Annotated in this window: 12 protein-coding genes; 10 read left to right on the forward strand and 2 right to left on the reverse strand. The window is 50.7% G+C overall.

Annotated elements, in window-relative coordinates; all coding sequences use genetic code 11:
- The first annotated feature begins 5 nt into the window (after positions 1-5).
- The 10 genes from cbiD to cobA are packed head-to-tail and all read left to right on the forward strand — an operon-like array spanning position 6 to position 8,492.
- Positions 6-1,100, forward strand: coding sequence for a cobalt-precorrin-5B (C(1))-methyltransferase CbiD (cbiD, locus tag BC643_RS03575; protein WP_120271794.1), 1,095 nt, complete (start codon positions 6-8; stop codon positions 1,098-1,100).
- Positions 1,093-1,746 (forward strand): precorrin-6y C5,15-methyltransferase (decarboxylating) subunit CbiE, encoded by a 654-nt coding sequence (cbiE, locus tag BC643_RS03580; RefSeq protein WP_120271795.1) that lies wholly within the window; start codon positions 1,093-1,095, stop codon positions 1,744-1,746. Before cbiD ends, cbiE begins: the two co-directional genes overlap by 8 nt.
- Entirely contained in the window at positions 1,743-2,309 is a 567-nt protein-coding gene (cbiT, locus tag BC643_RS03585; protein WP_120271796.1) for a precorrin-6Y C5,15-methyltransferase (decarboxylating) subunit CbiT, read from the forward strand. Before cbiE ends, cbiT begins: the two co-directional genes overlap by 4 nt.
- The gene (cobI, locus tag BC643_RS03590; protein WP_120274131.1) at positions 2,306-3,019 is read left to right on the forward strand and encodes a precorrin-2 C(20)-methyltransferase; all 714 of its coding nucleotides are present in this window, start codon (positions 2,306-2,308) and stop codon (positions 3,017-3,019) included. Before cbiT ends, cobI begins: the two co-directional genes overlap by 4 nt.
- Positions 3,007-3,780: a precorrin-4 C(11)-methyltransferase gene (cobM, locus tag BC643_RS03595; RefSeq protein WP_120271797.1), complete on the forward strand. Its 774-nt coding sequence runs from the start codon at positions 3,007-3,009 to the stop codon at positions 3,778-3,780. The genes cobI and cobM overlap by 13 nt, the downstream gene beginning before the upstream one ends.
- Positions 3,781-3,789: 9 nt before the next feature.
- Positions 3,790-4,824 carry a cobalt-precorrin 5A hydrolase gene (gene cbiG, locus BC643_RS03600; protein WP_120271798.1) on the forward strand — a complete coding sequence of 345 codons (1,035 nt, stop codon included), beginning with the start codon at positions 3,790-3,792 and terminating at the stop codon, positions 4,822-4,824.
- Entirely contained in the window at positions 4,809-5,543 is a 735-nt protein-coding gene (gene cobJ, locus BC643_RS03605; RefSeq protein ID WP_120271799.1) for a precorrin-3B C(17)-methyltransferase, read from the forward strand. Before cbiG ends, cobJ begins: the two co-directional genes overlap by 16 nt.
- The gene (gene cobK / locus BC643_RS03610; RefSeq protein WP_120271800.1) at positions 5,540-6,298 is read left to right on the forward strand and encodes a precorrin-6A reductase; all 759 of its coding nucleotides are present in this window, start codon (positions 5,540-5,542) and stop codon (positions 6,296-6,298) included. Before cobJ ends, cobK begins: the two co-directional genes overlap by 4 nt.
- On the forward strand, positions 6,295-7,344 hold the full coding sequence (locus BC643_RS03615; protein ID WP_120271801.1) for a threonine-phosphate decarboxylase: 1,050 nt from the start codon (positions 6,295-6,297) through the stop codon (positions 7,342-7,344). Before cobK ends, BC643_RS03615 begins: the two co-directional genes overlap by 4 nt.
- Positions 7,320-8,492 (forward strand): uroporphyrinogen-III C-methyltransferase, encoded by a 1,173-nt coding sequence (cobA, locus tag BC643_RS03620; RefSeq protein ID WP_120271802.1) that lies wholly within the window; start codon positions 7,320-7,322, stop codon positions 8,490-8,492. The genes BC643_RS03615 and cobA overlap by 25 nt, the downstream gene beginning before the upstream one ends.
- Before the next feature lie 317 nt (positions 8,493-8,809).
- Here cobA and modD read toward each other — a convergent pair whose 3' ends face one another.
- The gene (modD, locus tag BC643_RS03625; RefSeq protein ID WP_120271803.1) at positions 8,810-9,658 is read right to left on the reverse strand and encodes a ModD protein; all 849 of its coding nucleotides are present in this window, start codon (positions 9,656-9,658) and stop codon (positions 8,810-8,812) included.
- A gap of 12 nt (positions 9,659-9,670) precedes the next feature.
- Positions 9,671-11,977 (reverse strand): TonB-dependent receptor, encoded by a 2,307-nt coding sequence (locus tag BC643_RS03630; protein WP_120271804.1) that lies wholly within the window; start codon positions 11,975-11,977, stop codon positions 9,671-9,673.
- Between the last annotated feature and the right edge of the window lies 1 nt (position 11,978).

Genomic DNA, 11,978 nt, shown 5'->3' on the forward strand with positions numbered 1-11,978 from the left:
CGGAGATGCCAGAACAACGAACATTGCGAAACGGATTAACCACGGGAACTTGCGCGGCAGCGGTGGCAAAGGCTGCTGCCTGGATGCTGGTGCATCAGCAAAGCCTGAACGAGGTTGGCGTGAAATTGCCCAACGAGGACGAAGTTTGGCTTGAGATCGAGAAAGCTTCGTTTTCGCCGGAGGAAGCAATGGCAACAACGATCAAAGATGCCGGCGATGATCCGGACATCACGCATGGAGCGGAGATCGTGGCGCGGGTTTGGCCGGGCACTCACCAAGGCGTCAAAATTATTGGAGGAAAGGGAGTCGGCCGGGTAACCAAACCGGGACTGGCGATTACTCCCGGCGAAGCAGCCATTAACCCAGTGCCTTTAAAAATGATCCGCGAGTCGTTAGCCGAAGTACTACCTCCCGACCTGGCTGTTACCGTAGAAATCAGCATTCCCAAAGGAGAAGAACTGGCCCGAAAAACCTTCAACCCAAGTTTGGGAATTGTTGGGGGCTTATCGGTTTTGGGCACAACCGGAATTGTACGGCCCATGTCCGAAGAGGCCTTGAAAGACTCGCTCGTTCTGAAGCTGGATCAACTCAAAGTATTGGGCTGGAACAAAGCTATTTTCAGTCCGGGAAATTACAGCACGGCCTTTTCAAGTGCGAACCTGCCCGTGAACGAAGCGCAGGTTGTGGTTACCAGCAACTACATCGGTTTTATGCTCGAACAGGCCGTAGCACGCGATTTTAAACAACTGGTACTCATTGGCCACCTCGGCAAGTTGGTGAAGTTGGCCGGCGGCATTTTCCAAACACACAGCAAGGTCGCCGATGCCCGCAACGAGATTTTAGCAGCGCACTATTTTCAGTTCAACCAAAGCCCCGAAGCCTTTTCAAAGATCATGCAAGCCAACACCACCGAGGAGGCACTCGATTTTATTGACGATTCGGAATTCTGGAGCGTATTCTCGGAACAGATTAAAGCCCGGGCAGAGCAACGCGTATTCGGTGAGCTCTCGGTCGAAGTCATTTTACTGTCGCAAAAGCAAGGCCTGCTGGGCTGCACTTCAAAAGCGATGAACCAATTAAAACAGTGGAAAAATGAGTAACACGAAGGAACTGTGCATTTGCGGAATTGGCCCGGGGCATCCGGATTACATCCTGCCTGCTGTTCACTTGGAAGTGAAAGAAGCAGACTTGCTAGTGGGTGCGAGCCGGCAACTGGAAACCTTTCAAAGCTATGCCAAAAACCATTTGCTGTTCACGGGAAAACTGGAGCAGCTCAAACAGGATTTGGACAATCGCGATGAAGAGAAAATCGTTGTGCTGGTTTCAGGAGACACCGGTTTCCACTCGCTCCGTCGGTTTCTGCAACAAGCCATTACCGACCGGTCTATTCGCTGCATCCCCGGCATCAGTTCCTTTCAGTATTTATATGCCAAGCTTGGTCTGGGCTACGAGAATGCCTTTAAAGCATCCCTGCACGGAACAACAACGCAGTTTGTGAGCAAGCTCGACGAATACGAATCGGTATTCTTGCTAACCGATCGGCAGAATAACTGGAAAACAATTGCCGGGATGTTGGCAGAAAGCGGGCACAGCCAGGCCACCATGCATATTGGCAACCGCCTCTCCTATCCCGACGAGCAAATTATAACGGCAACCGCTGAGCAACTGCTCCAACTCGATTGCTCCTTCTCGCTGTGTGCCGTCATTATTGAAGGAGCAACAACAAAACAAATCCAACACGCATGAAAGATTCAGCATTTATACGGGGCTCCGTACCCATGACCAAGGAAGAAGTGAGGACGCTGGTTTTAAGCAAGCTGGAACTGCAGCCCAATGATCGCCTGATGGATATTGGTGCCGGCACCGGTTCTGTTTCCATTGAAGCAGCGCTACGCCTTAGCGCAGGGCAAGTGATTGCGTTGGAACGAAAGCCGGAAGCCGTAGAGTTGATCAAACTGAATGCTGAAAAACACGACGTTTGCAACATCGAAATCATTGAATCTGAAGCTCCGCATGGCATGGAAAAGCTGGACACCATCAACAAATATTTTATTGGTGGCAGCGGTGGCCAACTGGAACAAATTCTCGATTTAATTGATACAAACGCACCGGCAGACTGCATCGTCGTTTTAACAGCCATAGTGATCGATACGATGCTGCGGGCATACAACTATTTTAAAAATAAAGGATGGTTTTTTGAGCTGAGCCAGGTGGCTATTAGTAAAGTCGATACGCAATCGGCGGTGGCCATGTTGAAAGCTCAAAATCCGATCTTCCTGTTTACCGCGACAAAAACAAAATCAAAATGAACACAACCAACGGAACTCTTTACGGAATTGGCTTAGGGCCGGGCGATCCGGATTTGTTGACCTTGAAAGCCGTGAAAGTATTGCAGAATGCCGACCTGATTTGTGTGCCCAACTCGAAAGGACAGTCCAGTACGGCGCTGGAAATCGTCAGGCCACACCTGTCACCCAAAGCCAGCACCCTGGCCATGGGCTTTTCCATGTCTCCGGATGTGGAAACACGCCGGGCAGCGCGCCGCGAGAATGCGGAACTGATTCAGGAGCACCTGCGAAAAGGGCAAAATGTAGCTTTTCTCACGCTGGGCGACCCCATGCTTTACAGTACCTACAGCTACATTCTGGATTATTTACCAACCGAATTTCAGGTTGAAACCGTGCCGGGCATCTACTCGTTTTCAGCCATCAGCAGCTTGCTTTCGACGCCACTGGTGAAGGGCGATGATAAATTAGCCGTGATTTGCTCTTTTGACGAGGCCGCAAAAACAATCATGCAGTCGGCCGAAGCGGTGGTTTGCATGAAAGTTTCAGCTTACCACCAGGAGCTTTTCAACTACTTGTCCGGGCAAACCGACTACCAATTCACGCTAATGACCGATGCCGGGAAACCCAGCCAGAAATGTTATACCGACATCTCGATTTTACAGGAAAAGGTCCCCTATTTTTCAACGGCCATTCTACTTAAAAACGCAAACGAAGAACAATGTCTGAAGTAATTTTCATAGGTGCAGGACCGGGCGATCCGGAACTCATCACCATCAAAGGACAAAAGGCGGTGCGCCATGCCGATGTAATTATCTACGCCGGCTCGCTGGTTCCCGAGGCTGTGATTGAAGATCGCAGAGCCGATGCCAAAGTGTACAACAGCGCCACGATGGACCTGAAAAGCATCATCGATACCATGCGCGAAGCAACCGAAAAAGGCCAAACGGTTGCCCGGGTTCATACCGGCGATCCATCGATCTACGGGAGTATTCGCGAGCAAATTGAAGAACTCGACAAGCTGGGCATTCCGCATCGGGTGATTCCCGGCGTTAGCTCGTTTGTGGCTTCGGCTGCAGCCCTGCAACGCGAATTTACGGTTCCCGGGATTTCGCAAACCGTTATTTGCACCCGCATGGAAGGTCGCACGCCGGTGCCCGATCTCGAGAAAATTGAGTTACTGGCGAGCCACCGTGCTTCGATGTCGATTTTTCTGTCGGTCGGCATGATTTCGAAATTGGTGGAAAAACTAACCAAGCACTATCCGCTGCACACGCCTGTTGCCGTCATTCAGCGTGCCAGTTGGCCCGACCAGAAGATTGTAAAAGGGATGCTGGCCGATATTGCACAAAAGGTAAAGGACGAAAACATCACCAAAACGGCCATGATTTTGGTGGGCGATTTCCTGGGCGATGAGTTTGAGAACTCACTACTCTATGCCTCGCATTTCACGCACGAGTACCGTAAAGGGAATAACGAACATCCTTCGAATTAAAGTTCGGCTATGAAGCAGTCTGTCGCCATCATCTCCATCAGTTTACAGGGCAATCAACTGGCTCGGGAGATCAAACAGCATTTTCCGGAGGCCGATTGTTTTACCCTGGCCAAATGGAAAGCCACGGGGTTTCGTCCGATTGAAGGAAAGCTCAGCCAGTTCTGCCAACATCTGTTTCAGAACTATGACAGCCTGATCTTCATTATGGCTACCGGAATTGTGGTGCGCAGCATTGCCCCCTGGATTCAGGACAAGACTAGCGACCCCGCAGTGGTGGTGCTCGACGACGCCGGCAAACACGCCATTAGCCTGCTAAGCGGGCACCTGGGTGGAGCCAATGCATTAACCAACCGACTCGCCAACTTAATTGGCGCCCACCCGGTGATCACCACCGCCTCGGATGTCAACCAATTGCCATCAGTCGATTTGTTGGCGCAACAGGCCGGACTGGTCATTGCTTCCATGGAAGATGCAAAAATGGTGACCGCTTGCCTGGTGAACCGCCAAGCCGTTGAACTTTGTGATCGGGGCAACTGGTTGGGTGCGCTTGAACTTCCACCTTTTGAAGGTGAACCGGCAGCTCGGATCATCGTCTCCAACCGAATGACGATTCCGGCTGATTTACCTGCAGTGCAACTCATTCCCCGGAATATTTACCTGGGAATTGGCTGTAAAAAGGACAGTTCTCCCGAGGTACTTTGGACGTTCATCGAACAACAATTGGAGCAATTGCAAGTGGACAAACGCAGTGTGGCCGCGGTTTGCTCCATTGAGCTAAAAAGCTCGGAACCGGCCATTCTGGAAGCGGCAAAGAAACTGAACTGCGAAACCAAATTTTACGAGGCCGAGGTGCTGCAAACAGTCGAGCATTTGTTTGAAGGCTCCGACTTTGTGAAACAAATTACCGGCGTTCGCTCGGTGAGCAGCCCGGCGGCCTACCTGGCTGGTGAAAAAGAAGGTGAATTCCTGCTTCAAAAAGCCCGGCAAACAGGCATGACATTATCTGTATTTGAAACAAAACAATACCAATGCAAGGAAAAATAACACTAGTGGGCACCGGCCCCGGCGATAAGGACTACATTTGTCCGCGAGCCCTGCAGGCGCTTGAACAGAGCGATATTATTGCAGGCTATAAAACGTACATCGAGTTGATTAAAACGCTTTTCCCCGAGAAACAATTTGCATCGTCGGGCATGAAAAAAGAGGTGGATCGGTGCGTGGAAGTGCTGGAACTGGCCGAAGTAGGAAATGTGGTGAGCCTGATTAGCAGTGGCGACGCCGGGATTTACGGCATGGCCGGAATAATGCTCGAGATTGTCGCCGAACGCCAATCCGAAGTACCGGTCGACATCATTCCGGGGATCAGTGCGGCTACCTCGGCAGCATCCCTGCTCGGAGCGCCGCTGATGAATGATTTCGTCACCCTCAGCCTAAGCGACCTGCTAACCCCCTGGGAACTGATCCTAAAGCGAATCCGGGCGGCCGGAGAAGGCGACTTCGCTGTTGCTCTGTACAACCCGCGCAGCAAAACGCGCATCAAGCAGCTGGATACCGCTGTTGATATTCTGCTGCAATACCAGAAGCCGGAAACACCGGTGGGCATCGTGAAACAAGCCATGCGAGAAGGCCAACAGGTGGTTCTGACCACGCTGGGCGAACTTAAAAATGCCGATGTAGACATGCTGACCACCGTGATTATCGGGAACTCGCAAACGCAGGTCATCAACGGCAAAATGGTGACCATTCGGGGATATCGCTTATGATTTGGATTATCGGGGGAACAAGTGATGCCAACAAGCTTGCAGAGCGCTTTCGGCGCGAAGGCCATCGGGTGCTGATTAGTACCACCACTGCCTACGGCTCGCAACTGGCGGCGCTGCAAAATTGTGAGGTCGTTGAGCAACAACTGAACGAAAGCGACATGGAGCAGCTACTGACCGACAAAGCCATTTCGGTGGTGGTTGATGCCAGTCACCCTTTTGCCGAACTTGTTTCAACACAGGCCATGGCGGTTTGTGCGCGTATGAAACGCCCTTACCTGCGTTTTGAACGGGGACAAGTTCAAATACCCGGCGCCCGTTATTATCCCGACTACGACCAGCTGATTGAAGCGCTAAAACAAACCAGTGGCAACATTCTGCTCACCATTGGGTCCAAAAATGTCCATCGCTTTTGCCCCGAGCTTCTCGACCGGATTGTTGCCCGGGTTTTGCCGGTCAGCAAAAGTCTGGATGAGTGCCAGGCCGCTGGACTACTGGTTCACCAGCTTATTGCCATGAAGGGGCGCATGCGTGTGGAAACCAACCGGGCTTTGATGAAGGAATACCTGATTACCCAACTTGTCACCAAAGAATCGGGCGAAGCCGGCGGACTGCTCGAGAAATGCCAGGCAGCACAAGAACTGGGCATCGCGGTGCACATTGTGTCCCGCCCCCGTCTTCGTTATCCGCTTGTTTTTTCCGATATTGACGCGCTTGTGCAACAACTGAACGAAACTCTGAAAGCATTACGAACATGATAAACGGACACGGTAACAACCTACAAGGAATACAACACCTGCTGAAAGCTGATTTCAGCACCAATGTGTTCGATAATCCGCAAACCGACGGCTTGTTGGACTACCTGCAGACGCAGATCCCGGTCATTCGCAACTACCCGGATCCCGAGTGCCGGATTTTACGCGAAAAGCTGGCCACTACATTCAAAATAAGCCCGGAACATGTGCTGGTTACCAATGGCTCAACGGAGTCGTTTTACCTGCTGGCCCATGCCTTTCAGCAACAATGCTCGGCTATTCGCACGCCGGCTTTTGCCGAGTACGAAGATGCCTGCACGCTTCACAAACATCAGATCGTGTTTGTGGATGAGCTGCAGGAACTCAACAGCAGCACAACGGCTGATTTAGTGTGGATCGGCAATCCCAATAATCCCGACGGTCGTTATCGCAGTCCGCAAGAGTTGATTGCTTTCCTCAGGCAAAATCCTAAGCGCCTGTTGGTGGTTGACGAGGCTTACATCGACCTTTGCGAAGGGGCCGAAACTGTGGCTCCCCTGGTTAGTCAGTATCCAAATTTGGTGGTCATCAAATCCTTCACCAAGCTGTTTGCCATTCCGGGCATTCGGATTGGGTACCTGCTGGCAGATCCTTCGATCATTCATCGGCTTCAGGCCTGCCATATGCCCTGGGCGGTGAATGCCCTGGCTTTGAAGGCCGGCGAGTATATTCTGGATTTGCCCGAAAAGCCAACCGCTGCGTTTCGCCAACGGTTAAACGAATCCAAACGCCTGCAAACGGAACTGGCGCAGCTTCCGGGATTAAAGGTATTCCCCTCGCCCACCAATTATTTTCTGTGCCAATTGCAGCAGGCAACGGCAGCCGAACTGAAAACAGTGTTGCTGGAAAAGCACGGCTTCCTGATCCGCGATGCCTCGAATTTTCGCGGACTCGGGCCCGGTCATTTTCGCATTGCTGCCCAAAACAAAACTATTAACAACGAATTTATCTCTGCTCTCAGAGCCAGCATTAATGTCCTACAACCATGTCTTTCTTCCCCATCTCATTAAACCTGGCCGGTAAACAAATCGGCCTGATTGGCGGCGGCCGGGTGGCTGCTCAAAAATTGAAAAGCCTGGTGCGCTACAGTTCCAACATTCGCGTGGTAGCTCCCGAAATAGTACCGGAAATTGAATCAAACCCGGCAGTTCAGTGTCGGTACGAAGCCTATCAGCCCCAACACATCGACGGGCTATTCCTGGTGTTTGCCTGCACCGATTCGCCCGAAGTGAATGCCCAAATTCAGGCGGATTGTGAGTCTCGGGGCATTTTGTGCAACCGCACCGATGATGCCGACGTGTCCGATTTTCATTCGTCAGCCTTAGTTGAAACCGACGACTTTGTGGTGGCCCTGAACTCGAAGCGCAAGGAGGGGAAGAAAACGGTGCTGATGGCTCAGGAGATCGAACATTTTGTGCGCGAGCGCGAGCAACTGCTGCAACAAAAAGAGCAGTTGGCAGGCAAAGTCTTTTTGGTTGGCTTTGGCCCCGGAAACCCCAGCTTGCTGAGCCGACGTGGCGAGCAATTGCTGTTTCAGGCCGACATTATTTTTTACGACGAACTGCTCGATCACAAATTCCTGGCGCGCTACCGGGGCGAAAAACACTACGTGGGCAAACGCCGGGGCAACCACAGCAAGGAACAGGACGAAATTAACGAGGTGTTGTACCAGGCGGCTCAAAGCGGCCAACTAGTTGTCCGCCTCAAGGGTGGCGACCCGCTTATTTTTGGGCGGGGCAGCGAAGAGCGCTTCTACCTCGAAGAACGAGGCCTAGCGGTGGAGTTTGTCCCCGGCATCAGCTCGGCCATTGCGGCGGCTTCGCTGGGCAATATACCGCTCACCCATCGCGGCATTGCCTCGTCGGTGAGCTTTGGCACGGCGCACGGCAAAAGCAGTTACAAAATTCCCAATTCCGACACGGCCGTGTATTACATGGGCGCCTCGCACATGCACGAAATTGCTACCAACTACCTGGAGCAGGGCTACCCCGACGATTACCCGGTTGGACTGGTGTACAAAGCCAGCTTCCCCGATCAGGAAGTGACCCGCACCACCATTGGGCAACTCAGTCGCGGCGAAGTGGCCGCCAAAAGCCCTGTGATTGGTATTTTCGGGCACACCGTCAATTACCGCGATTACCTGAAAGCAAACAACTAAATAAACACAACAAAGGCTGCCTGAAAAAGACAGCCTCTTTACTTATTCACTGTTCAGTAAATACAACCACTTAATCCTATTTTACTTTTCAATCCAGCCAATACATGGGGCAATTACTATTTCATTAGGTGGTTTTATCCTGACAGTTAGCCAACAGTCTCTGCATTTCAAAATTTTCTCCCGCGCCAACTGCCTCAAAAAACTTCAACATCCAAAATAGACGGCTAAACGCAATCGACTATAAAGTCAGAAGTCTAAAAAAATAATTTTCACTAGTTACCGTCGGGATATTGGCTCGAATTAAAACGAATTCATGTTTATTCCAAATTATTAATCTTCACCTGGATATCTGCCGGAGGAGCAAAGTACATCCACGAGGAAACCAGCACATCAGCTCCGGCTTTCGCATAAGCTGCGATATTGCTGGCATTGATACCACCCGCAGCAATCATGCAGATACCCGGATTCTCCTCCCTACAGACGACAAGTGTTCGTTCAAAATCCACCGGAGACAACTTATCCAACTGCACCGCATCAGCACCGGCAACCGCCGCCGCAAGCGCCTCCTGCTGCGAATGTGCTTCCACCACCACCATCCTTTCTTTTTGCTGCAGACGGATTCGCTGGATAAGTGCTGGTAACTGGCCATATCCCCCGGTAAAAAGGAGATGTTCGCGAAATAGCAGGATACTGTCAGACAAGCCGGTGCGGTGAGGCACTCCCCCACCTGCCATTAAAGCCTTGAGGGCGATTTTTTTCAGGTAAGGCGGATGCTTTCGCGTACCGGCAACGGAAACAGAAGGGTTCTCTGACCTGGCCAGTTTCGCCAGCAAATGTGTGCGCTCGGCAATACCTGAGGCAAACTCAATCATAGCCCCTCCCGTACGCCAAATCAGGTGTAACGACTGGGCATCGCCCTCGGCTTCCAGAATCTTGTCACCAATCTCCAGCATGGTGCCAGAAGCAACTGCAAACAGAACCTTCAAGCCTACTTTTTGATACATCCGAACGGCTTCTTCGGTGCAGCAAACTACCATCCGATTACGGGCAAAAATCTCGATTCTTCCTTGCTGCCCGTGCAGGCCAAGTAACAAACTGGTCATATCCCCTGCCGGAACATCGTCTTCAATCAGGCGATCAATGTCATGGTCGGTAAAATAAATCATTGTTTTCTATGTTTAGTGTTCATGTTTTGAGGCTCCTTGAAACAACAGCCGAATACCAATCGAAAATTGCCGTCCGAAATCGGGATAGATTGGCGATACCGTTGCATAACGTTCATCGAAAATATTCCGAACAGCGCCTCTCAGTTCCACAAAATCACCGGGTACGCGGTAATTGATGTTCAGGTCCCAATTGAAATAATTGCCAATGGAAACCTCTTCTTTCAAGAAGCGATCGGTTTTATAGTCGGAAACATATTTGCCAAACAAGTTGGCATTGAATTTCCGCGCGACATACGACAGCCCCAGGTTGGCAATAAATGGTGGCTGCTTAGCATACTTTCGGTACTGGGATTCCTCTGACTGGTAGATCAGTTTATACGACAGGTTAGTCATCAAAGACCAATGATCCCGCCACTCCGGACTGTGATAAGTCAGCTCCGCCCCATAGGTATGCAAAGAGATGTTTTTCTGGTAATAGCGAATTTGTCCGTCATCGTCGTAATAGGCGCGATTGGTAAAATCGGAGGTATTTTGTTGCCGAAGCAGGAACAGCGTGAAAACGGTGTTTCCCCAACCGTCCGAAAAATGCTCCAGTCCCAAATCTACTCCGGTCCGATGTTCCTTTTCCAGGGAAGTTGTTGAGCCATCGTCAAGTAGCTGCAAAGCTGTTTGATCGAGCGGCAGCACTCCGGCATTTACCATCAGGTTGACATTCAAATCTGGAGAGTAGTGCCAGGAGATTCCGCTGCTCAAATTAGGCAACACCGGCTGCCACTCATTTTGAACAGCCCTGCTTTCGTCACCAAATCCCTGGTTTGGCACATAATATTTGTAATACTCGCGAATGAGCTTCACGCCCAAGTGTACATCGGCATGTTTAAAATGGTGCTGGTCGAGCAAAGCGGCAGCATACACGTCTTTTTTTGCTTTACCGTGGGTATAATTGGCCGAACTGGCATACATACCCGCAATCCGAAGCGTGTTTTTCGGGAATAGCTGCAACGCCTGAAATACACCAATACTCAGGATTGAATCGGGCTCACTCAGCATCTGAGCCCGGATGATTGAATCACCGACAACTGCTTCATTCGTTTCCGAATCAACACCGTATTGGTAAGCATCAGGATACAAATCCATACGATTCAGAATGTAGGCAAACTGCAATTCAGTGCTGGCTTTTTCTGAAGCGTTCCATTTCAAACGAGCTGTCAAAACGTTGTAGCGCATGGGGTCGTATTCCCAAATTTCAGATAGTTGTTTTTCCGGTAAAACCAGGCCCTGGTAATCAACAGCCTGGGTTACAAAGCGGGTTCCGTAAGTGTAAAAGTTCTCCACATCCAGCTCCAATTTATCCTTCAAGCGGTAGTTCAGTTTCCCGTAAAAATTCCACAAATTCTCGTGACTGTGCCTCCCTGCCAGTCCGTCGGTCCGATCATTGTACAAGGAGAAAACGTAGTTCAACTGACCGACTTTTCCGCCGTGCATGACACCTGCCCGCCAACTGTTAAATGAACCATATTGAATCTCCCCGCTTGTTGTAAAACGATCGAACGTTTTCGTTTTTATGTTGACGACTCCGTTAATTCCACTGTAACCAAGTAACAGCGAATTACCGGAGCGAATCACCTCGACTGACTCGATCATATTGGCCGGTAACATGGAGGGCGCTTCCACCCATTGGGCCATCGGACCTGCACCATTGGTCAGCAGCGAAACACCATTGATGGCATAGTCGGCCGCCACGTTCTGTCCGCGGATCATGTAATAATATTTTTTGCGTCTCCCCTGTTCCGAGGGCATCCCGTTAACCGAATATTTCAACGCTTCCCACACATTATCGGCATCCATCTGCTCAATCTCTTTGGCCGAAATCCGGGTAATCGAGCTTTGCCAGGCTTCCGGCTCTACCGTCACTTCTTTGACCGGGGAAAGCTTTGCACGCGATACAACTGACACCTCGCCAATACCAACATTCTTCGGAACCATTAAAACATGTAAGTCTGTTTGGCCGTGCTCGACTGTTCTCAGAACGGTATGGTAGCTGGTATGGACAATTTCGAGGTGAATAGGTCCTTCATCCGGCAAACTCAACTGAAAATTTCCTTTGGCATCTGCCGAAACCTGCCAATTCAATTCCGGAAGTAAGATTCGGGCAAAAGGGACCACCTCGTTTGTTATGGAATCCCTTAATTCACCACGAAGTTCGAACGACTGTCCAAAACCCGGATTACTAAATAAACAGGCAAAAAGCAGCGGAAAAACCTTCGTCAAACTCACTCGCCACATCTCTTTCTTCTTCGTTTCCTGTTGCCGCCTCATT

The organism is Mangrovibacterium diazotrophicum, assembly GCF_003610535.1.
Classification (GTDB): domain Bacteria; phylum Bacteroidota; class Bacteroidia; order Bacteroidales; family Prolixibacteraceae; genus Mangrovibacterium; species Mangrovibacterium diazotrophicum.

Coding starts and splice junctions, on each gene's coding strand:
- BC643_RS03630 (WP_120271804.1), bottom strand. CDS start 11,977: ATGAGGCGGCAACAGGAAACGAAGAAGAAAGAGATGTGGCGAGTGAGT.
- cobJ (WP_120271799.1), top strand. CDS start 4,809: ATGCAAGGAAAAATAACACTAGTGGGCACCGGCCCCGGCGATAAGGAC.
- modD (WP_120271803.1), bottom strand. CDS start 9,658: ATGATTTATTTTACCGACCATGACATTGATCGCCTGATTGAAGACGAT.
- cobK (WP_120271800.1), top strand. CDS start 5,540: ATGATTTGGATTATCGGGGGAACAAGTGATGCCAACAAGCTTGCAGAG.
- cbiG (WP_120271798.1), top strand. CDS start 3,790: ATGAAGCAGTCTGTCGCCATCATCTCCATCAGTTTACAGGGCAATCAA.
- cobM (WP_120271797.1), top strand. CDS start 3,007: ATGTCTGAAGTAATTTTCATAGGTGCAGGACCGGGCGATCCGGAACTC.
- cbiD (WP_120271794.1), top strand. CDS start 6: ATGCCAGAACAACGAACATTGCGAAACGGATTAACCACGGGAACTTGC.
- cbiT (WP_120271796.1), top strand. CDS start 1,743: ATGAAAGATTCAGCATTTATACGGGGCTCCGTACCCATGACCAAGGAA.
- BC643_RS03615 (WP_120271801.1), top strand. CDS start 6,295: ATGATAAACGGACACGGTAACAACCTACAAGGAATACAACACCTGCTG.
- cobI (WP_120274131.1), top strand. CDS start 2,306: ATGAACACAACCAACGGAACTCTTTACGGAATTGGCTTAGGGCCGGGC.
- cobA (WP_120271802.1), top strand. CDS start 7,320: ATGTCTTTCTTCCCCATCTCATTAAACCTGGCCGGTAAACAAATCGGC.
- cbiE (WP_120271795.1), top strand. CDS start 1,093: ATGAGTAACACGAAGGAACTGTGCATTTGCGGAATTGGCCCGGGGCAT.